This is a genomic window from Skermanella rosea (genome assembly GCF_016806835.2).
Classification (GTDB): Bacteria; Pseudomonadota; Alphaproteobacteria; order Azospirillales; family Azospirillaceae; genus Skermanella; species Skermanella rosea.
In genome coordinates this window covers 4358896-4378676 of the sequence record NZ_CP086111.1, presented here as the reverse complement: position 1 = coordinate 4378676, position 19781 = coordinate 4358896, and the positions used below count along the sequence as shown (strand labels likewise).

At 66.0% G+C, this 19781-nt stretch carries 15 protein-coding genes, 4 tRNA genes and 3 rRNA genes; 18 read left to right on the top strand and 4 right to left on the bottom strand.

The annotated features are described in order from the left end of the window. The first annotated feature begins 521 nt into the window (after positions 1-521). From JL101_RS20480 to JL101_RS20450, 7 genes are all read left to right on the top strand, one after another. A 16S ribosomal RNA gene (locus JL101_RS20480) occupies positions 522-2008 on the top strand. Positions 2009-2325: 317 nt separating this feature from the next. Next, a 23S ribosomal RNA gene (locus JL101_RS20475) occupies positions 2326-5080 on the top strand. Positions 5081-5210: 130 nt separating this feature from the next. Next, positions 5211-5325, top strand: a 5S ribosomal RNA gene (rrf, locus tag JL101_RS20470). The 16S, 23S and 5S rRNA genes sit together here with 3 tRNA genes alongside, the layout of an rRNA operon. Positions 5326-5673: 348 nt before the next feature. Next, a tRNA-Gly gene (locus JL101_RS20465) sits at positions 5674-5748 on the top strand. A gap of 102 nt (positions 5749-5850) precedes the next feature. Further along, positions 5851-5926, top strand: a tRNA-Ala gene (locus JL101_RS20460). A gap of 38 nt (positions 5927-5964) precedes the next feature. Beyond that, positions 5965-6050 (top strand) — tRNA-Tyr (locus tag JL101_RS20455). 430 nt (positions 6051-6480) lie between these two features. After that, positions 6481-7902 carry a ribonuclease J gene (locus JL101_RS20450; RefSeq protein WP_228435011.1) on the top strand — a complete coding sequence of 474 codons (1422 nt, stop codon included), beginning with the start codon at positions 6481-6483 and terminating at the stop codon, positions 7900-7902. 65 nt (positions 7903-7967) lie between these two features. Here JL101_RS20450 and JL101_RS20445 read toward each other — a convergent pair. Together JL101_RS20445 and JL101_RS20440 are read right to left on the bottom strand one after the other, a co-directional pair. Further along, positions 7968-8043 (bottom strand) — tRNA-Ala (locus JL101_RS20445). Positions 8044-8181: 138 nt separating this feature from the next. Next, positions 8182-8574: a TIGR02300 family protein gene (locus JL101_RS20440; RefSeq protein ID WP_203097560.1), complete on the bottom strand. Its 393-nt coding sequence runs from the start codon at positions 8572-8574 to the stop codon at positions 8182-8184. A 192-nt stretch (positions 8575-8766) separates the two neighbouring features. On the opposite strand from JL101_RS20440, the gene aroA reads away from it, so the two are divergent. The 4 genes from aroA (at position 8767) to JL101_RS20420 (ending at position 13238) form a co-directional block, all read left to right on the top strand. Further along, a complete protein-coding gene (aroA, locus tag JL101_RS20435) occupies positions 8767-10104 on the top strand; it encodes a 3-phosphoshikimate 1-carboxyvinyltransferase (protein WP_203097561.1) in 1338 nt (445 codons plus the stop codon). Between the two features lie 64 nt (positions 10105-10168). After that, positions 10169-10834: a (d)CMP kinase gene (gene cmk / locus JL101_RS20430; protein ID WP_203097829.1), complete on the top strand. Its 666-nt coding sequence runs from the start codon at positions 10169-10171 to the stop codon at positions 10832-10834. Positions 10835-10972: 138 nt separating this feature from the next. Beyond that, on the top strand, positions 10973-12697 hold the full coding sequence (gene rpsA, locus JL101_RS20425) for a 30S ribosomal protein S1 (protein WP_203097562.1): 1725 nt from the start codon (positions 10973-10975) through the stop codon (positions 12695-12697). 154 nt (positions 12698-12851) lie between these two features. Beyond that, positions 12852-13238, top strand: a complete 387-nt coding sequence (locus JL101_RS20420) for a hypothetical protein (RefSeq protein WP_203097563.1) — start codon at positions 12852-12854, stop codon at positions 13236-13238. A gap of 186 nt (positions 13239-13424) precedes the next feature. Here JL101_RS20420 and JL101_RS20415 read toward each other — a convergent pair whose 3' ends face one another. Next, complete coding sequence (locus tag JL101_RS20415) at positions 13425-14039, bottom strand: glutathione S-transferase family protein (protein ID WP_203097564.1); 615 nt, start codon at positions 14037-14039, stop codon at positions 13425-13427. Positions 14040-14252: 213 nt separating this feature from the next. Between JL101_RS20415 and JL101_RS20410 the strand changes: the two genes are divergently transcribed. Next, positions 14253-15065, top strand: a complete 813-nt coding sequence (locus tag JL101_RS20410; RefSeq protein ID WP_203097565.1) for an SDR family NAD(P)-dependent oxidoreductase — start codon at positions 14253-14255, stop codon at positions 15063-15065. 91 nt (positions 15066-15156) lie between these two features. Here the strand turns inward: JL101_RS20410 and JL101_RS20405 are convergent, their stop codons facing one another. Then, a complete protein-coding gene (locus JL101_RS20405) occupies positions 15157-15390 on the bottom strand; it encodes a hypothetical protein (protein ID WP_203097566.1) in 234 nt (77 codons plus the stop codon). Positions 15391-15565: 175 nt separating this feature from the next. Between JL101_RS20405 and JL101_RS20400 the strand changes: the two genes are divergently transcribed. The 6 genes from JL101_RS20400 to pyrF all read left to right on the top strand — a co-directional run bounded on the left by JL101_RS20400 (position 15566) and on the right by pyrF (position 19775). Then, positions 15566-16003 (top strand): DUF6194 family protein, encoded by a 438-nt coding sequence (locus tag JL101_RS20400; protein ID WP_203097567.1) that lies wholly within the window; start codon positions 15566-15568, stop codon positions 16001-16003. A gap of 123 nt (positions 16004-16126) precedes the next feature. Then, positions 16127-16408: an integration host factor subunit beta gene (gene ihfB, locus JL101_RS20395; RefSeq protein ID WP_037458738.1), complete on the top strand. Its 282-nt coding sequence runs from the start codon at positions 16127-16129 to the stop codon at positions 16406-16408. A gap of 83 nt (positions 16409-16491) precedes the next feature. Next, the gene (locus JL101_RS20390) at positions 16492-16899 is read left to right on the top strand and encodes a lipopolysaccharide assembly protein LapA domain-containing protein (RefSeq protein ID WP_201078056.1); all 408 of its coding nucleotides are present in this window, start codon (positions 16492-16494) and stop codon (positions 16897-16899) included. Between the two features lie 37 nt (positions 16900-16936). Next, on the top strand, positions 16937-17872 hold the full coding sequence (lhpI, locus tag JL101_RS20385) for a bifunctional Delta(1)-pyrroline-2-carboxylate/Delta(1)-piperideine-2-carboxylate reductase (RefSeq protein WP_203097568.1): 936 nt from the start codon (positions 16937-16939) through the stop codon (positions 17870-17872). A 23-nt stretch (positions 17873-17895) separates the two neighbouring features. Then, positions 17896-19077 (top strand): NAD(P)/FAD-dependent oxidoreductase, encoded by a 1182-nt coding sequence (locus tag JL101_RS20380; RefSeq protein ID WP_203097569.1) that lies wholly within the window; start codon positions 17896-17898, stop codon positions 19075-19077. Then, positions 19074-19775: an orotidine-5'-phosphate decarboxylase gene (gene pyrF, locus JL101_RS20375; protein ID WP_203097570.1), complete on the top strand. Its 702-nt coding sequence runs from the start codon at positions 19074-19076 to the stop codon at positions 19773-19775. The genes JL101_RS20380 and pyrF overlap by 4 nt, the downstream gene beginning before the upstream one ends. Positions 19776-19781: the final 6 nt, after the last annotated feature.

Below are 19781 nucleotides of genomic sequence, written 5' to 3'. Positions count from 1 at the left end.
ACTCCAGCCCACTGGTGGCAAGGCGGTCCATTGGGGCCTTGGCCGCTGTTCCTGACCGATGCGTCAGAAAAGTTTCATGGCCGTGAATTTTTCTGTTGCGGGGCCGAATTCGCCGGTCTATATACCGCCTCACCGAAGCGCTGGTGGCTGACGCCGCCGACATGCAGAGGGACCAGCCCACCGAGGACCGATCGAACGACGCGCTGTAGCGCGTCGAAAATCTGTCTCCGGGTTTAGGGTTGAGGCAAGAACTTCGGCCTGTTTTTCAAACGGGCCTGCGGCTCCGGCTCTCGGACCCGCCCGGATCTTTGACAAGTTGATCGTATGAGAGAAGGGATGCGCAGGCGGCGGCGCGGTTTGGCCCGGTTCGGGGCACAAATCGGAACTGTCAGTCTGACATCCTGGAAGCTACGCAGAGAATCACATGGTTCAAGGCTTAGGTTCTCGGGACTGTCTTGGGTGACGGTTCCCGTTGAGCGGTTCGGATGTTCCGGCTTCGGCCGGGGCGGCTGGATCGTCTTCAACCTGAGAGTTTGATCCTGGCTCAGAACGAACGCTGGCGGCATGCCTAACACATGCAAGTCGAACGAGGGCTTCGGCCCTAGTGGCGCACGGGTGAGTAACGCGTGGGAACCTGCCCTGTGGTACGGAATAACTCCGGGAAACTGGAGCTAATACCGTATGTGTCCCCTGGGACAAAGATTTATCGCCACGGGATGGGCCCGCGTAGGATTAGCTTGTTGGTGGGGTAACGGCCTACCAAGGCTACGATCCTTAGCTGGTCTGAGAGGATGATCAGCCACACTGGGACTGAGACACGGCCCAGACTCCTACGGGAGGCAGCAGTGGGGAATATTGGACAATGGGCGCAAGCCTGATCCAGCAATGCCGCGTGAGTGATGAAGGCCTTCGGGTTGTAAAGCTCTTTCGCACGCGACGATGATGACGGTAGCGTGAGAAGAAGCCCCGGCTAACTTCGTGCCAGCAGCCGCGGTAATACGAAGGGGGCTAGCGTTGTTCGGAATTACTGGGCGTAAAGGGCGCGTAGGCGGTGTGTCAAGTCAGGCGTGAAAGCCCCGGGCTCAACCTGGGAACAGCGCTTGAGACTGGCACGCTCGAGTTCGGGAGAGGATGGTGGAATTCCCAGTGTAGAGGTGAAATTCGTAGATATTGGGAAGAACACCGATGGCGAAGGCAGCCATCTGGACCGACACTGACGCTGAGGCGCGAAAGCGTGGGGAGCAAACAGGATTAGATACCCTGGTAGTCCACGCCGTAAACGATGAGTGCTAGACGTCGGGGCCCTTAGGGCTTCGGTGTCGCAGCTAACGCATTAAGCACTCCGCCTGGGGAGTACGGCCGCAAGGTTAAAACTCAAAGGAATTGACGGGGGCCCGCACAAGCGGTGGAGCATGTGGTTTAATTCGAAGCAACGCGCAGAACCTTACCAGCCCTTGACATGGGCGTCGCGGGTGGGGAGACCCATCCTTCGGTTCGGCCGGACGCCGCACAGGTGCTGCATGGCTGTCGTCAGCTCGTGTCGTGAGATGTTGGGTTAAGTCCCGCAACGAGCGCAACCCCCATCTTCAGTTGCCAGCACATAACGGTGGGCACTCTGGAGAAACCGCCGGTGACAAGCCGGAGGAAGGCGGGGATGACGTCAAGTCCTCATGGCCCTTATGGGCTGGGCTACACACGTGCTACAATGGTGGTGACAGTGGGCAGCGAGACCGCGAGGTCGAGCCAATCTCCAAAAGCCATCTCAGTTCGGATTGCACTCTGCAACTCGGGTGCATGAAGTTGGAATCGCTAGTAATCGCGGATCAGCACGCCGCGGTGAATACGTTCCCGGGCCTTGTACACACCGCCCGTCACACCATGGGAGTTGGCTTTACCCGAAGCCGGTGCGCTAACCGCAAGGAGGCAGCCGACCACGGTCAGGTCAGCGACTGGGGTGAAGTCGTAACAAGGTAGCCGTAGGGGAACCTGCGGCTGGATCACCTCCTTTCTAAGGAAGCCTCCGGGCCGGGCCTGGATCGCAAGATCCGCCGCGCCGCCGCCTCCGCATCCCTTCTCATCAGATCGCACCGCCTCCCGGGCAACCGGGGGGAGGGGTTTCTGCTGGGAAGCGGTTTGTGTCCGCGCGCCACGGGTGTGCGGATACGGGATCTATTTACATCGTGAAGAGGATAAGTGACCAAGGATGACCCGACAGGGCCTTCTTCCGGCAACGGGAGAGCGTCGGTTGGGTCGTGATGCATCTTCTCGAAGATCGTCCGCGTGCGGGTTTGCCCCTGCGCGTGGCGTTCGGAGAAATCGAGTCGAGATCAAGCGTCTGAAGGGCATCTGGTGGATGCCTTGGCACTGAGAGGCGATGAAGGACGCAGCACGTTGCGATAAGCCACGGGGAGCCGCGAGCAGGCTTTGATCCGTGGATTTCCGAATGGGGCAACCCACCGCTTCGGCGGTATCTTTCTCTGAATACATAGGAGGAAGAGGCGAACCCGGGGAACTGAAACATCTAAGTACCCGGAGGAAAGGACATCAACCGAGACTCCGCAAGTAGTGGCGAGCGAACGCGGACCAGGCCAGTGGTCGCAGAGGGACAACCGGAACCGTCTGGAAAGTCGGGCCGGAGCGGGTGACAGCCCCGTACGGGTAATGACCTCCGCGATCCTCGAGTAGGGCGGGACACGTGAAATCCTGCCTGAACATGGGGGGACCACCCTCCAAGCCTAAGTACTCCTCAGTGACCGATAGTGCACCAGTACCGTGAGGGAAAGGTGAAAAGCACCCCGACGAGGGGAGTGAAACAGACCTGAAACCGGATGCCTACAAGCAGTCGGAGCGGCCCTGTGCCGTGACGGCGTACCTTTTGTATAATGGGTCAGCGACTTAGAGTATGCAGCGAGCTTAAGCCGGTAGGTGGAGGCGCAGCGAAAGCGAGTCTGAACAGGGCGTTTCAGTTGCATGCTCTAGACCCGAAACCTGATGATCTAGCCATGGGCAGGTTGAAGGTGCGGTAACACGCACTGGAGGACCGAACTCACGCCTGTTGAAAAAGTCGGAGATGACCTGTGGCTAGGGGTGAAAGGCCAATCAAATCAGGAAATAGCTGGTTCTCCGCGAAAGCTATTTAGGTAGCGCGTCGGATGATTGCCCACGGGGGTAGAGCACTGGATGGGCTAGGGGGCCTCACCGCTTACCAAACCTAACCAAACTCCGAATACCGTGGAGCACAGTCCGGCAGACAGACGGTCGGTGCTAAGGTCGATCGTCAAGAGGGAAACAGCCCAGACCGCCAGCTAAGGTCCCCAAGTGGTGGCTAAGTGGGAAAGGATGTGGGAAGGCCATGACAACCAGGAGGTTGGCTTAGAAGCAGCCATCCTTTAAAGAAAGCGTAATAGCTCACTGGTCTAGACAAGCCGGCCTGCGCCGAAAATGTACCGGGGCTCAAGCCACCCACCGAAGCTGCGGATGTCGATCATCTCACGATGACGACGTGGTAGCGGAGCGTTGCCTAGGCCGATGAAGGGCACCCGTGAGGTTGCCTGGAGGTATGGCAAGTGAGAATGCTGACATGAGTAGCGACAAAGAGTGTGAGAAACACTCTCGCCGGAAGTCCAAGGGTTCCTGCGCACGGTTAATCCGCGCAGGGTGAGCCGGCCCCTAAGGCGAGGCCGAAAGGCGTAGTCGATGGGAACCTGGTTAATATTCCAGGGCCTGGCAGAGGTGACGAATCCCGAAGTGCGTGCGGCCTTATCGGATTGGCCGTGCGCTGGAGGGGTTCCTGGAAACAGCCCTGCCATACAGACCGTACCCGAAACCGACACAGGTGGACAGGTAGAGCATACCCAGGCGCTTGAGAGAATGGTGTTGAAGGAACTCGGCAAATTACCCTCGTAACTTCGGGAGAAGAGGGCCCCGTTCCTGCGCAAGCAGGGGCGGGGGGCACAGACCAGGGGGTGGCGACTGTTTACTAAAAACACAGGGCTCTGCGAAGTCTGGCATGACGACGTATAGGGTCTGACGCCTGCCCGGTGCCGGAAGGTTAAAGGGAGGGGTGCAAGCTCCGAACTGAAGCCCCGGTAAACGGCGGCCGTAACTATAACGGTCCTAAGGTAGCGAAATTCCTTGTCGGGTAAGTTCCGACCTGCACGAATGGCGTAACGACTTCCCCGCTGTCTCCAACACCAACTCAGCGAAATTGAATTCTCCGTGAAGATGCGGAGTACCCGCGGTCAGACGGAAAGACCCCGTGCACCTTTACTCCAGCTTTGCAGTGGTGCCAGGGTTCCCATGTGTAGGATAGGTGGGAGGCTATGAAACGCAGGCGCCAGCTTGCGCGGAGCCATCCTTGAAATACCACCCTTGGGATCTCTGGCATCTAACCGCGCTCCCTGAACCGGGAGCCGGGACCCTGCATGGCGGGGAGTTTGACTGGGGCGGTCGCCTCCCAAAGAGTAACGGAGGCGCGCGAAGGTTGGCTCAGAGCGGTCGGAAATCGCTCGACGAGTGCAATGGCATAAGCCAGCCTGACTGCGAGACCGACAAGTCGAGCAGAGACGAAAGTCGGCCATAGTGATCCGGTGGTCCCGCGTGGAAGGGCCATCGCTCAACGGATAAAAGGTACGCCGGGGATAACAGGCTGATCTCCCCCAAGAGTCCACATCGACGGGGAGGTTTGGCACCTCGATGTCGGCTCATCACATCCTGGGGCTGGAGCAGGTCCCAAGGGTTCGGCTGTTCGCCGATTAAAGTGGTACGTGAGCTGGGTTTAGAACGTCGTGAGACAGTTCGGTCCCTATCTGCCGTGGGTGTCGGAGTGCTGAGAGGCGCTGTCCCTAGTACGAGAGGACCGGGATGGACGCACCTCTGGTGTACCGGTTGTGGCGCCAGCCGCATCGCCGGGTAGCTAAGTGCGGACGGGATAACCGCTGAAAGCATCTAAGCGGGAAACCCCCCTCAAAACAAGCACTCCCCTTAGAGCCGGGATAGACCATCCCGTCGATAGGAGGCGTGTGGAAGCGCGGCAACGCGTGAAGCTAAGCCTTACTAATCGCTCGAGCGGCTTGATCCCGACCGAGCCCTCCGGACGCCATACGCAGCGGCAAGGCCGCACGGCGGCGATCCATCGAGGACATGCATCACTTCCGTCCAAGGTCACTTGAACTCATCCTCGACAGCCCGGCGCCCCTGCGCCTGGCCGACCTGGTGGTCATAGCGAGGGGCCCGCACCCGATCCCATCCCGAACTCGGCCGTGAAAACCCTCCGCGCCAATGGTACTGCGTCTCAAGACGTGGGAGAGTAGGTCGCCGCCAGGTCCGCCAGACGCAGTGTTCAGCCGGCCTGTTGAGCAAAACGGTTGAAAAGTTTACCTTTTGAAACAGGTAATCAAGTAAGATGATGTCGGCACCTCCGATCAAGGGCGCCGGCGTCAGGATACCCGGATCCACAGTTGCCCATATCAGGAACTGGAAGCGCGGGGACCCCGGGAGGGAACGAAGCTCCGGCCCATCGGCTCGAGTGGAACCGATCGGGGGCCGGGAACAGGAATGCCCGGTAGGAAAGGCGCCCGTTCGGGCGCGCCGGCAAGCCGGCAGGCAGAGCCTCTTCCGAACACATCATTTCCATCACCGTTCCCCGGGGGAGGGTGATCCGAACACAGGTTTGCGGGCGTAGCTCAGGGGTAGAGCACAACCTTGCCAAGGTTGGGGTCGAGGGTTCGAATCCCTTCGCCCGCTCCATCGTTCTTCCGTCCGGTACAGGAACCGGCCGCCACGCAAGTCGGCGCCGGCGTAGGGCAGGGGAGCGAGACGGCGGAACGACACGATACATACCAGAGACATGGGGCCATAGCTCAGCTGGGAGAGCGCTACAATGGCATTGTAGAGGTCAGCGGTTCGATCCCGCTTGGCTCCACCATCACACTACCCCCTCGCGGGTTCAGGCAAGTTCCATCCGGAGGGGTGGCCGAGTGGTTAAAGGCAGCAGACTGTAAATCTGCCCGCGACAGCGTACGCTGGTTCGAATCCAGCCCCCTCCACCATGACAGATCAGAGCACCCGGTTCCTCGGATCGCATCGCTTGGCGGTGCCGGTCAGAGTAGCCGGGTTTTTCGTTTTTCCGATTTGCTTTCCGCCGATAACGGCTGCGCCGGCGTAATGCCGGGCGCGCCGCCGCGTTTCGACCGCCGCAGGCCATTTCAGAATTCCAGTGGGCGCACCGAGCCGGTGCGTCGTTTCAAACCGGTCCGGACCAATCCGAAGGGTTTTCCATCCCATTCCGGACGCAAGCAAGAAAGAACAAGCTGTATGAGAAGTTCAAGGGATCGCCGCAGGTCGCGGACATCCACCCTATCCGTCAGAAGTGCCCAGGACCTCGGCGTCGGGGAACCGCTGGTCCCCACGGCCCCCGTCGCCCCGGCAAGAGCTTCCAGGAAGTCCCGCGCTTCGGCTTCCGCTCCCGTCCGCGGCCCCGTGCCGCGTGCCGATGAAATCATCTTCCTTCCGCTCGGCGGCTGCAACCGCATCGGCATGAACATGACCCTCTATGGTCATGCCGGCAAATGGCTGATCGTCGATGCCGGCGTGGCCTTCGCGGGCGACGACATGCCCGAAGTCCAGTCCTTCATGGCCGATCCGGCCTTCATCGAAGAGCGGATGGACGATGTCGTCGGCCTCGTGGTCACCCATGCCCACGAGGACCATGTCGGCGCCATCCATCATCTCTGGCCGCGCCTGAGCTGCCCCATCTACGCGACGCCCTTCGCCACCCACCTGATCCGGGAGCGGCTGAAGGAAACGGGAGCCGCGCGGGCCGTACAGGTCAACACGATCCCGATCGGCGGCCGTCTCAAGATCGGTCCTTTCGACATCGAGACGATCGCGGTGACCCATTCGGTTCCGGAACCCGTCTCGCTGGCGATCCGGACCAAGGCGGGCAACCTGCTTCACACCGGCGACTGGAAGTTCGATCCGGAACCCCTGGTCGGGGCTTCCACCGATTTCGCGGCGCTCAAGCGCTTCGGCGACGAAGGCGTGCTCGCCATGGTGTGCGACAGCACCAACGCCCAGGTCGAAGGCACCACCGGCTCCGAGGGGCAGGCCCGCGCCGGGCTGGTCGAGGCGTTCCGCGGCCGCAAGGGCGCCATCGCGGTGACCTGCTTCGCAAGCAACGTCGCGCGCATGAAGGCCGTCGCGGAGGCCGCCGCCGCCAACGACCGCAAGGTGGTGCTGGCCGGACGCTCCCTGCTCCGGATGGAGAAGGCGGCGCGCGCCTGCGGCTACCTGGACGGTCTCGCCCCCTTCCTGAGCCTGTCGGAGGCGGCATCCGTGCCGCGCCGCAACCTCGTCCTGATCTGCACCGGCAGCCAGGGGGAGGAGCGCTCCGCCCTCAGCAAGATCGCCCGGGCGGAGCACCGCTCGCTGGCCCTGCACCGCGGCGACACGGTGATGTTCTCCGCCCGCACCATCCCCGGCAACGAGGATGCGATCGAGGCGATCTACAAGCTGCTCGCCAACATGGGCGTCAAGGTCGTGACCCCGTCCGACGCGCCGATCCACGTGTCCGGCCATCCGGCGCGCGGCGATCTCACCCGCATGTACGAGCTGATCCGGCCGCGCTTCGCGGTCCCGGTCCATGGCGAGATCCAGCACCTGGAGGCCCATGCCCGGCTGGCCCGGAGCTGCGGCGTCGAGCGGGCGCTGGTGCCGGAAGACGGCGACGTCATCCGCCTCGCCGATAGCGGCACCGCGGTGGTGGGCCATATCGAGCCGCACCGGCTGGTCAACGACGGCCAGTTCCTGCTCCCCTGGGCCGGATCGGTCGAGGCGACCTTCGGCATCCGGGCGGAACAGCGCGCCGACCGCAACGGCGCGAAATCCGCCTTCGCGGCCTGACCCGGGCAGGCGACTTAAAAAGAAGAAGGCCCCGACCACATCCGTGGTCGGGGCCTTCTTCTTTTTGGTGGAGCCAAGCGGGATCGAACCGCTGACCTCTACAATGCCATTGTAGCGCTCTCCCAGCTGAGCTATGGCCCCGATCTCTTGAAGTCCGGTGCGTGGCCTTCGGTGGGGGCTGGGTGCCCCCGGCTTTGCGGTGCCGGGGACTATCCTCAAACCGACCCCGTCATTCAAGTGAAAAATTCGCCTCCACTCGAAATTCTTCGCCGGGGCCCCTCAGCGCTCCTCGTCCTCGCCCTCGACATCGACGACCTCGCCCATGTCGTCCTCGTCGCCCAGCTCGGAGGCGTCCTCGAGCAGGACGTCGTCCTCCTCCTGGACGGGCTCGTCGGCTTCCTCGTCCAGGTCGTCGACGGCGACCTCGTCATCGGCTTCCTCCAGCTCGCCGTCGCCGGCGTCCACCGTCTCCTCCTCGTCCTCCGTGTCGGCGGGGGCCTTCTTGACCACCTCCTCGACGGGAGCGGGGCGGGCGCGGCGCGACTTCAGCAGCGCCTCGGGGTCGAAGGTCGTGCCGCAGCTCGGGCAAACCGGCGGGTCTTTGCGGAGGTCGTAATAGCGCGCCCCGCAATTGGGGCAGATGCGTTTGGTTCCCCACTCAGGTTTCGCCACGCCTTATCCTCCGGTCTCATCACGGTATCTATTGGTCAAAGCACGCCCCTCTGCCATGCCGCCACGCTGAAGTCAAAATCTAATTGACGATGCCACCGGCACGCTCGTTCCGGCCGCCCCTTACCCCTGGCGCGCATCTATGCTAGGAACCGGCCGACCCCATCCGCCGTCAGCCAGAGGGAAGCAACAGGCATGGCGCCCAGGCCGCTCCAGTCCGTCCAAACCGGCCCCTTGTCCGGCACCGTCCGGGTTCCGGGCGACAAGTCGATCTCGCACCGGGCGCTGATGTTCGGGGCGCTTGCCGTCGGGGAGACCACCGTCCACGGCCTGCTGACCGGGGAGGACGTGCTGCATACCGCCGCCGCCATGCGGGCGCTCGGCGCCGACATCGTCCGGGACGACCAGGGCGTCTGGCGGGTGCGCGGCGTCGGAGTCGGCGGCCTGGTCGAGTCGTCCCGGGTGCTCGACATGGGCAACAGCGGAACCGCCGCGCGCCTGATGATGGGGCTGGTGTCCACCCACCCGATCACGACCTTCTTCACCGGCGACGCCAGCCTGACCAAGCGCCCCATGGCGCGGGTCAGCACCCCGCTGGAGCAGATGGGCGCCAGCTTCGTCTGCCGGTCCGGCGGCCGCCTGCCGCTCGCCGTCGTCGGGACGGAGAACCCCGTGCCGATCACCTACCGCCTGCCGGTCGCCTCCGCCCAGGTCAAGTCGGCGATCCTGCTGGCCGGCCTCAACACCCCGGGCGTCACCACGGTGATCGAGGCGGAGCCGACCCGCGACCATTCCGAGCTGATGCTGGCCCACTTCGGAGCCACGGTCACCACCGAGCGGATCGAGGGCGGGGCTCTCGCGGTCTCCATCACGGGAGAGCCGGAGATCACGGGCAAGACCGTGAACGTCCCGGCCGATCCCAGCTCGGCCGCCTTCCTGGCCGTGGCCGCGCTGATCCGCCCGGGCTCCGACGTCACCCTGACCGACGTCGGCATGAACCCGCGCCGCACCGGCCTGTACGACACCCTGATCGAGATGGGCGCCGACATCACCTTCCTGAACCGCCGCGACCAGGCGGGCGAGCCGGTCGCCGACCTGCGGGTCCGGTCCAGCGCCCTGACCGGCATCGCGGTCCCGCCCGACCGCGCGCCGTCGATGATCGACGAATACCCGATCCTGGCCATGGCGGCCGCCTGCGCCGAGGGGACGACGACCATGCACGGCGTCGCCGAGCTGCGCGTGAAGGAGAGCGACCGGCTCGCCATGGTGGCCGACGGGCTGCATGCCTGCGGCGTGCGCGTGGAAGCCGGCCCGGACAGCCTGACGGTCCACGGCGGCGGCGTCCCGCCCGGCGGCGCGACGGTGGCGACCGCCATGGACCACCGCATCGCCATGAGCTTCCTGGTGCTCGGCATGGCGTCCGACCAGCCGGTCGCGGTGGACGATTCCGGTTTCATCGACACCAGCTTTCCGGGCTTCGTGGACTTGATGAACGGCCTCGGAGCGCGCATTTCCGCTCCCGAAGCCCGCTGACCAGACAAACTGACCAGACAGACAGCATAGAGGGTATTCCATGCCTGAAGCCGCGCACGGGGCCCTGGTGGTCGCGATCGACGGGCCGGCGGCCAGCGGCAAGGGCACGCTGGCCCGCCGGCTGGCCGACCGGCTGCACTTCGCCCACCTGGACACCGGCTCGCTGTACCGCGCCGTCGGCCTCGCGGTGATCCGCGGCGGCGGAGACCCCGGGGACCCCGCCGCCGCGACCGCGGCCGCCCGCGCGCTCCACCCCGAGACCACGCCGCGGGTGCTGGCCGACCCGGCGCTGCGCGGCGACGAGATCGCCGCCGCCGCGTCGAAGGTGGCGGTCGTGCCGGAGGTGCGGGCGGCCCTGCTGGCGTTCCAGCGCGGCTTCGCCTCCACCCCGCCCGGCGGGGCGCGGGGCGCCGTGCTGGACGGCCGCGACATCGGGACCGTCGTATGCCCCTTCGCAGACGCCAAGCTGTTCGTTACCGCCTCGGTCGAGGCACGGGCCGAACGGCGTTTGAAAGAGTTGCGGGATCGCGGCGTCGCCGTTATATATGCAGCCGTCCTGGAGGACATGAAGGAACGAGATGCGCGCGACAGCCAGCGAGCGGTAGCCCCGCTCAAACCGGCTGCCGACGCATTTTTGCTTGACACCTCGTCGATGGATGCCAATGAGGCGCTCGACGCGGCGATGACCTTCATCTGCTCCAAAACCGGCCTCTCCGATCATTGTGCGTAGGCCTGCTGCCGAGCCAGCCGTCCAGGATGGAATTAAAAGTCGCCGGGCATGAGGTCCGGCGCGGCGGTCCCCTTACCGTTTCAACCATCGGATGCCGACGGTTCGGGGGGCGCTATATGATCAACCCAAGGAGTTTCAATGGCACAAGCAGCAGCTAGATCCGAGAGCATGGGCGGCATGGAAAGCTTCGCCGCGCTGCTCGAGGAGTCGCTCGGCACCAGCGACAGCCTGGAAGGTACCGTCGTCAAAGGCCGTATCATCACGATCGAGAACGATAACGTGCTGATCGACGTCGGTCTGAAGTCGGAAGGCCGCGTTGCCCTCAAGGAATTCGGCGGACCCGGCGGCAATGCCGAGTTGAAGCCTGGCGACACCGTCGAGGTCTATCTCGAGCGGATGGAAGACAAGAACGGCGAAGCCGTCCTGTCCCGCGAGAAGGCCAAGCGCGAAGAAGCCTGGACGCTGCTGGAGAAGTCGTTCAACGATCAGTCCCGCGTCACCGGCGTGATCTTCGGGCGGGTCAAGGGCGGCTTCACCGTGGATCTCTCCGGCGCCGTGGCGTTCCTGCCGGGCAGCCAGGTGGACATCCGTCCGGTCCGCGACATTTCCCCGCTGCTGGGCACCCCCCAGCCGTTCCAGATCCTGAAGATGGACCGCTCGCGCGGCAACATCGTGGTGTCCCGCCGCGCCGTGCTCGAAGAGAGCCGCGCCGAGGCCCGGTCGGAGCTGGTCGCCAACCTCAAGGAAGGCCAGGTCCTCCAGGGCGTCGTCAAGAACATCACCGATTACGGCGCGTTCGTCGATCTCGGCGGCGTCGATGGCCTGCTGCACGTCACCGACATCGCGTGGCGCCGCATCAACCATCCGTCGGAAGCCCTCCAGATCGGCCAGACGGTCACCGTCCAGGTCATCCGCTTCAACCCGGAGACCCAGCGCATCAGCCTCGGCATGAAGCAGCTGGAAGCCGATCCGTGGGAAGGCGTCGAGGCGAAGTACCCGGTCGGGGCCAAGTTCAAGGGCCGCGTCACCAACATCACCGACTACGGCGCCTTCGTGGAGCTGGAGCCGGGGATCGAGGGTCTGGTGCACGTCTCCGAGATGTCCTGGACCAAGAAGAACGTCCACCCCGGCAAGATCGTCTCGACTTCCCAGGAAGTCGAGGTCATGGTGCTTGACGTGGATCCGCAGAAGCGCCGCATCAGCCTGGGCCTCAAGCAGTGCCTGGACAACCCCTGGGAGTCGTTCGTCGACAAGTTCCCGGCGGGCACCGAGCTGGAAGGCGAGGTCAAGAACATCACCGAATTCGGGCTGTTCGTCGGTTTGCCCGGCGATATCGACGGCATGGTCCACATGTCCGATATCGACTGGAACAAGTCCGGCGAGGAAGCCATCGCCGAGTTCAAGAAGGGTGATCAGGTCAAGGTCAAGGTTCTCGACGTCGACGTCGAGAAGGAACGGATCAGCCTGGGCATCAAGCAGCTCTCCTCGGATCCGTTCGAGAGCGCCGCTGCCGGCCTGAAGAAGGGCGACGTCGTCACCTGCACCGTCACCGCCATCACCGACGGCGGCATCGAGGTCGCGGTGGCCGACGGCTTCCAGGGCTTCATCCGCAAGTCCGACCTGTCGCGCGAGCGCTCCGAGCAGCGCCCGGACCGCTTCGCGGTCGGCGAGAAGGTCGACGCCAAGGTCACCCAGGTCGATCGCGGCGGCCGCCGCATCAGCCTGTCGATCAAGGCGAAGGAAGTGGAAGAAGAGAAGCAGGCCATGCAGGAGTTCGGGTCGTCCGACTCCGGCGCGAGCCTGGGCGACATCCTGGGTGCGGCGCTGCGCCGCGCCCAGAGCAAGGAGCAGAGCGACGAGTAATCTCCGTCGCGCTGATCCGGGCTTCCGGTCGAAAGGGCCGCCGCGGGCAACCGCGGCGGCCCTTCTCTTTGGGGAACCCGGCTGGGGGGAACCCCGCAGGTCGAAGGTCTGTTGGGAGCGGCACGAACCGTTCAACAGACCGGAGGCCCGAGCCATGGCAGACGAGAAGAACACCGCGACCACCGGCCGCGACGCCCCGATGGAAGATCCCGGCCGCGAGGTCAAGGTCAGCAAGGAGGACCGTGCGCAGGGCGTCGTCTCCCAGCGCGAGACCAGCATCCTGGGCAATGCCGGGGTGTCGGAAGAAGCCGGCCTCGCGGGGACCGGCGCCGGCCGGTCGCGCCTGGAAGGCGCGCAGGGCTCCGGCTCCAGCACCACTGCGACTCCCGGAACGCCCGGCCCGGAGAACAACGAGGGCACCGTGTCGGGAACTACCGGCCTGGGCGTGGGCGGAACGACACCGGGCACCTCGCCGGAGGTCGCCGTCGGCGCGGGCGGTGCCGGCGCCCGGCCGGACGCGGACGACAAGGTCGAGCGCTGAACGGGCCACAGATGAACGGCGATGGATAAAGATGCTGCCGGCGGTATCTTTGCCCATCGCCGTTCATCCGTGACCCAATCGATCGCCGCCCCGTAGCCTCGGTTGCCGGGCCGGCAATGCGGTCCCGGCATCTTCATATAGGAAAACAGGCCGAAAATTCCAGGATTTTGGTCTTATATGCTCGCCTCAGCGGTATCCTTCCTCCCGGAGGACGCGGTGGACAGCGGGGCGGGCGCGCATTCGGTGATAATGGGCGCGGCAGTTGGGCCGCAGGTCGATGGCGGTCTTGTCGGCCCAGAACTCCACATAGAACAGGGCGGCGTCGGCGATGGAGAAGGCGCCGGCGACATAGTCCTTGCCCTCCAGCACCTTGTCCATCAGGCCGAGGCCCTTGGCCGCGATCTCCCGCCCGCGGGCCTGGACGGCATCGTGCGCGGACGGGTCGGGGGTGAAGCTCGATGTCGTGAAGATACGGGCGAAGCCCTGCATGTGGATGGTGCCGACCACATAATCCATCACCTCCATCACCAGCGCGTCGCCGTCGGGATCGCCCGGCATCAGCCGGGCGCGCGGGTTGATGCGGGCCAGCCAGTAGGCGATGGCCTGGAACTCGGTCAGGGCGGTGCCGTCGTCGCGCAGCAGCGTCGGGATGGTGGATTTGGGATTGATCGCGACATAGTCGGGCTTGAACTGGTCGCCGGCCGGCAGGTTGACGATCGCCGCCTCGAACGGGTTGTCGATTTCCTCCAGCAGGATGTGGATGCCGGTCGAGCACGAACCCGGCGTCATGTAGAGCCTCATCGGACACTCCCGCGGAAGAAGGGAAGACGGCGGCGGAAACGGTAGCACGCCGCCGGCCGCTACAGCCGTCGCACAGTGTCGCGGGGACTGTCGCGGAAGGGGACGGCGGCTGCGCGGGGGCTCCGGGGCAAGTCGCTGCCGGGACAGGGCTTTTCCGGAAGCCGGGATCTGGTGCGGGGTTTGCTTGTATGGTCCGGGCAAAGGAGGAACGCCATGCCAACGAACATCCAAGACAAGAGCATCATCGTCACCGGCGCCGGCCGCGGGATCGGCGCGGAGATCGCGCGGGGTCTCGCCGCCGACGGCGCCCGGCTCACAGTCGCCGACCTGTCGGAGGAGAACGCCCACGCGGTGGCCGGAGCGATCCGGGAGGCCGGCGGCACGGCCGTCGCTGTCGCCGTGGACGTGCGGGACCGGGGCAGCGTGCGCGCCATGATCGGGGAGACGGTGCGCGCCCATGGCCGGCTCGACGTGATCTTCAACAATGCCGGCGTCGCCCAGACCAAGCCGTTCCTGGACATCACCGAGGAGGACTGGCGCTTCGTCAACGACGTCAACGCGCTGGGCGTGCTGATCGGCATGCAGGAGGCGATCCGCCAGATGCAGGCCCAGGCCCGGGACGGTACCGGGACCGGCAAGGCCGGCGGCAAGATCGTCAATACCGCGTCGATCGCGGGCAAGCAGGGCTACGAGCCGCTGGCCCACTACTCCGCCAGCAAGTTCGCCGTGGTGGCGCTGACCCAGGCCGCCGCGCGGGCGTTCGGCAAGGAGGGCATCACCGCCAACGCGATCTGCCCCGGCGTGGTGGCGACCGACATGTGGAAGGTGATCGACGGCGGCTTCCGCGAGCACGGGCTGACCAGCCGCGACAACGAGGCGTTCGAGACCTTCGCCGGCATCGCGGTGCTCGGCCGGCCCTCGGCGCCCCAGGATCTGGTCGGCGTCGCCCGCTTCTTGGCGTCATCCGACAGCGACTTCATGACGGGGCAGTCGCTGCTGGTGGATGGCGGCATGGTCTTCGTCTAAGGTGGTTTCCGACCGGGTTGACGCGAAGCGGAGGTGATGCGGGGCGTCGGCGTTCGCCCTATGGGCGAAGGCGGACCTACGTCGGAGGCCGTCATGGCTGCGGCCAATCCCGCCGGCGCGCCGGCATGCGCAGCGGCTTGCCACCGAATTCCCGGTAGTGTCCCAGCGCCCGCAGGGCGAAGACGGCGCGGAGGTCCGGCGTGATGATCATGAGGCCGCGATCCAGCAGGGCGCGGCCGAGGGCCTGGCGGAAGCGGCGGCGCGCCTCGTCGAAAGCTCGGACCCACAGGATGCCGTTCGCAATATCCGCAGGGAGCGGCCGCATCGCCCGCAAGGATCTTCCAGTAGAAAGAATTCACGCTGAATTCAGGGGATGTTCGGCCCGCCGCGGCGGCGGGTTGACGTGTCGCAGGGTGTTTCTTTCGCGAAAGTGGTATTCACGGCCGTCCGAAAGCCGGAGAGGATGTGCCGCGACGCCGGAAGAGATTCATCAGTACATCATGGACACGTGCGCGGAGGTGCGGGTGATCCCCAGGCCGGGGCAGGACGAGTATTTCTACAATCCGGAAGACTGCTTGGAACAGGGGACGCACATGGCGACCCTGAAGCGGAAGGATGGGAAGAGCGACAAGGGCAGCCGGCTCGACCGCAAGGGGCTGTTCCGCCTGGACCTGGGGGTGCCGAGGGAAACCTATGTGGAGCTGTTCGGCCGGCTGCGGAAGATCCCCTCCAAGGGCGGCGTGATCGCGGGACCGTGGGACTTCACGATGATAGACACGCTGATGCCTCATCCGAGCTATGGCTGGGACGGCTGGGTGAGCGTCATCATTCCCTCCGCAAAGACTTTCCAGGAGGAGTGCCGGCCGCTGATCGGGCTGGCCCATGGCAGGGCGGTCGCGCGGTTCGACGAGCGCGCAGGCAAAAACGTATCGGGCTAAACTGTTGTATCATAAGAACTTACCTTGACGGTGCCGGTCCCGGCATGGCACCGTTGGGGCTGCGTGCGGAGAGAGATCCCCAGCTCAAGGGAACGCCCGCGCAACCAGGGAGAGTCGGGACCAATGACAAAGTCTGAACTGATTCTTCGTCTGTCCGAACAGAATCCGCACCTGTACCAGCGCGACATCGAGAAGATCGTTACCACCATCTTCGACGAGATATCGGAGGCGCTGGCGCGCGGCGACCGGGTGGAGCTGCGCGGGTTCGGCGCGTTCTCGGTGAAGAAGCGCGACGCCCGGGTCGGGCGCAATCCGCGCACCGGCGCCAGCGTCCACGTGACGCAGAAGTTTATTCCCTTCTTCAAGACCGGCAAGCAGTTGCGCGAACGTCTGAACACGGAGTAAGGGTCACTGTCCGCCGAGGCCGCGTTCCCGCGACCCTCGGCCGAGCCGCTCCGTGATTGAAGCTTCAAGAGGCGAGGAAGCCCGTGCGTTACCTGTCCTGGATCATCACCATCCCGATCGCCCTGGTCATCGTGTCGTTCGCCGTGTCCAACCGCGATCCCGTCGAGCTGGCCCTGTGGCCGCTGCCGTTCTCGATCACGGTGCCGATCTATGTCGCGGCGCTCACGGCGCTGGTCCTGGGCTTCCTGGCCGGCGGCTTCGTCGCCTGGAGCGCCGACCGCAAGCACCGCGTCGCCGCCCGCGTGCGCGGTCGCAAGGCCGCCCAGCTGGAGCGCGAGCTGTCCCGCGAGCGGGAGGAGCGCACCGCCGCCGAGAAGCGCGTCGCCGAGGCGGCCCAGCGGCTGGCCGCGAGCAACGCGCCGATGCTGACGTCCGACGCCGCGGCGCGCCGGGTGCCGATGTCCCAGATCGAGACGGCCAGGGCGCAGTGACGCCGGCCGTGAGGCTGCAAGCAGTACGGAAGGGCTGATGAGGACTATCAGTGCCGCCGAGGTGGAGGCGGCCCTAGAGTTCGGGCCGCTGATCGAGAGGTTGCGGAAGATGTTCCGCTCGGGGTGCGAGGCGCCGGTCCGGCACCACCACACCATCCCGACCTTCGACCAGCACGCCGCCACGCTGCTGGTGATGCCGGCCTGGCAGGTCGGCCGCTATATCGGGGTCAAGCTGGTCACCGTGTTCCCCGACAACGGGACGCGCAGCCTGCCCTCGATCATGGGTTCCTACCTGCTGCTGAGCGGCAAGACCGGCGCGCCGCTGGCCATGATCGACGGGCCGGCGCTGACCGTCAAGCGGACGGCGGCGGCCTCGGCCCTGGCGGCCTCCTACCTGGCGCGGAACGACGCCAGCCGGCTGCTGATGGTCGGCACCGGCGCGCTGGCGCCCCATCTGGTGCTGGCCCACGCGACCGTGCGGCCGATTCGCGAGGTGCTGATCTGGGGCCGCGATCCGGCCAAGGCCGACCGGCTGGCGAAGCAGCTCAACCGGCGCGGGATGAAGGTCTCCGCGACCCAGGACCTGGAGGGGGCTGTGCGCGGGGCCGACATCGTGTCCTGCGCTACCCTGTCGCGCGAGCCGCTGATCCGGGGGGAGTGGCTGGCCGAGGGCGTCCACGTGGACCTGGTCGGCGGCTTCACCCCCGAGATGCGGGAGGCCGACGACGCGGCGATCGCCCGCGCCCGCATCTTCGTCGATACCCGCGAAGGCGCCACGAAGGAGGCCGGGGACATCACCCAGCCGCTGGCGGCCGGGCTGATGACGGTGGACGACATCGCCGGCGACCTGTTCGACCTGACCCGGGGCGACCGCGCCGGCCGGCGCTTCTACAGCCAGATCACCCTGTTCAAGTCGGTCGGGACCGCGCTGGAAGACCTCGCCGCCGCCCAGTACGCCGTCGAAGTCACCTGAGGCGCGAAGGGATTCAAGGCACCATGGGAATGCATGTCGCGGTGGTCGGGGCCGGAATCATGGGCCTCTCGACCGCCTGGGCGCTCGCGCGCCGGGGACACAGGGTCAGCGTCTACGACCAGTACGCGGTGCCGAACCCGCTGGGCTCCTCGGTGGACCAGCACCGGCTGATCCGCCACGCCTACGGGGCGGAGGGCGGCTACACCGACATGGTGGACGAGGCCTATCGCGCGTGGGAGCGGCTGTGGGCCGACCTGGGGCAGCGATTGTACGAGCCGACCGGGACGCTGTGCCTCGGTTCGGTCGAGGACACATCCTGGCTGCACGAGAGTGCGGCGACCCTGGCCACGCGCGGACGGGCGGTGCGCTGGCTGTCGGGTGCGGCGCTGGCGGCGGAGTTCCCGCTGATCGAGGCTGGCGGGGTGCGGGAGGCGTTCCACCTGGAGACCGGCGGCGTGCTGCTGGCCGGGCGCATCGTCGAGCTGATGGCGCACCATCTGCCGGGCCGGAACGTCACCATCCATCCCCATGCCGCCGTGCTCGATGTCGATCCGGCGACGGCGACGATCCGGCTGGCCGACAGGACGGTGGTGCGGGCCGACGCCCTGGTGGTCGCGGCGGGGCCGTGGGTGCCGCGGCTGGTGCCGGAACTGGCCGGGCGGGCGGTGCCGTCGCGGCAGGTGCTGACCTACCTGGCGATGCCGGAGGGGCTGCGCGACGCCTGGGCGAGGCATCCCATGGTGCTGGACATCGACCCGGAGTGCGGCTTCTACCTGGTGCCGTCGGTGGCCGGGACGGGGATGAAGATCGGCGACCACCGTTTCACCCTGACCGGCGACCCGGACCGGGACCGCGAGGCCGGGCTGGAGGAGGCGGAGCGGATCTGGGCGTTCGGCCGCGCGCGGCTGGCCGATCCGGACCGCTATTCGATCGCCAGCGCCGCCACATGCTTCTATACCTGCGAGAAGGACGAGCGCTTCGTCGTCGAGCCGCTGGACGGGACGGGAGCGTCGGGGGGACGGGCCTGGGTGATGACCGGATTTTCCGGCCACGGCTTCAAATTCGGCCCCGTGCTCGGCGAACGCATGGCCGCGGCCTTGGAAAACCCGGACCTGGGACCGACATTGACGTCGTGGGCCGCCGGCCGCCAACCCGTCCCGCGGGACACCCCGCGGGACACAGTGACGGATACGCCATCATCATGACTTCGCCGGCATCCCGGATCTTCGTTTCCATCGACACGCCCGAAATCGACGCCGCGCGCGGCTTGGCCGAGACGCTGGCCGGCCTTGTGGGCGGGGTCAAGCTGGGGCTGGAATTCTTCTGCGGGCAGGGGCCGGCGGGCATCCGGGCCGTCATGGGCGGCGTGCGGCTGCCGCTGTTCCTGGACCTGAAGCTCCACGACATCCCGAACACGGTGGCGGCGTCGGTGCGGGCGGTGCTGCCGCTCCAGCCCGCCTTCCTGACCATCCATACCGGCGGCGGGCCGGCGATGATGCGGGCGGCGGCGGAGGCGGCTTCCATGACCGACCTGCCGCGGCCCCGGCTGCTGGGCGTCACGGTGCTGACCAGCCTGGACGACGACGACCTGGTGGCGGTCGGGCAGGGCGTGCCGGTGCTGGACCAGGCCCGGCGGCTGGCGGCGCTGGCGCAGTCCTCCGGGCTGGATGGGATCATCTGCTCGCCGGCCGAGGTGGCGGCGCTGCGGGCCGAGTGCGGGCCGGATTTCGTGCTGATGGTGCCGGGCATCCGGCCGGCCGGTTCCGCCGTGGGCGACCAGAAGCGCGTGATGACCCCGCGCGACGCCGTGGAGCAGGGGGCGGACTTCCTCGTCATCGGGCGCCCGATCACCCAGGCGCCGGACCCGGCAGAGGCCGCGCGCGCCATCGTCGGCGAACTTTAGGAATCG

Bases quoted from the DNA above. Each gene is read 5' to 3' on its own strand.
- JL101_RS20400 (WP_203097567.1), top strand. From the start codon at position 15,566: ATGGACACGTGCGCGGAGGTGCGGGTGATCCCCAGGCCGGGGCAGGAC.
- rpsA (WP_203097562.1), top strand. From the start codon at position 10,973: ATGGCACAAGCAGCAGCTAGATCCGAGAGCATGGGCGGCATGGAAAGC.
- JL101_RS20415 (WP_203097564.1), bottom strand. From the start codon at position 14,039: ATGAGGCTCTACATGACGCCGGGTTCGTGCTCGACCGGCATCCACATC.
- JL101_RS20410 (WP_203097565.1), top strand. From the start codon at position 14,253: ATGCCAACGAACATCCAAGACAAGAGCATCATCGTCACCGGCGCCGGC.
- JL101_RS20405 (WP_203097566.1), bottom strand. From the start codon at position 15,390: ATGCGGCCGCTCCCTGCGGATATTGCGAACGGCATCCTGTGGGTCCGA.
- JL101_RS20380 (WP_203097569.1), top strand. From the start codon at position 17,896: ATGGGAATGCATGTCGCGGTGGTCGGGGCCGGAATCATGGGCCTCTCG.
- ihfB (WP_037458738.1), top strand. From the start codon at position 16,127: ATGACAAAGTCTGAACTGATTCTTCGTCTGTCCGAACAGAATCCGCAC.
- lhpI (WP_203097568.1), top strand. From the start codon at position 16,937: ATGAGGACTATCAGTGCCGCCGAGGTGGAGGCGGCCCTAGAGTTCGGG.
- pyrF (WP_203097570.1), top strand. From the start codon at position 19,074: ATGACTTCGCCGGCATCCCGGATCTTCGTTTCCATCGACACGCCCGAA.
- JL101_RS20420 (WP_203097563.1), top strand. From the start codon at position 12,852: ATGGCAGACGAGAAGAACACCGCGACCACCGGCCGCGACGCCCCGATG.
- aroA (WP_203097561.1), top strand. From the start codon at position 8,767: ATGGCGCCCAGGCCGCTCCAGTCCGTCCAAACCGGCCCCTTGTCCGGC.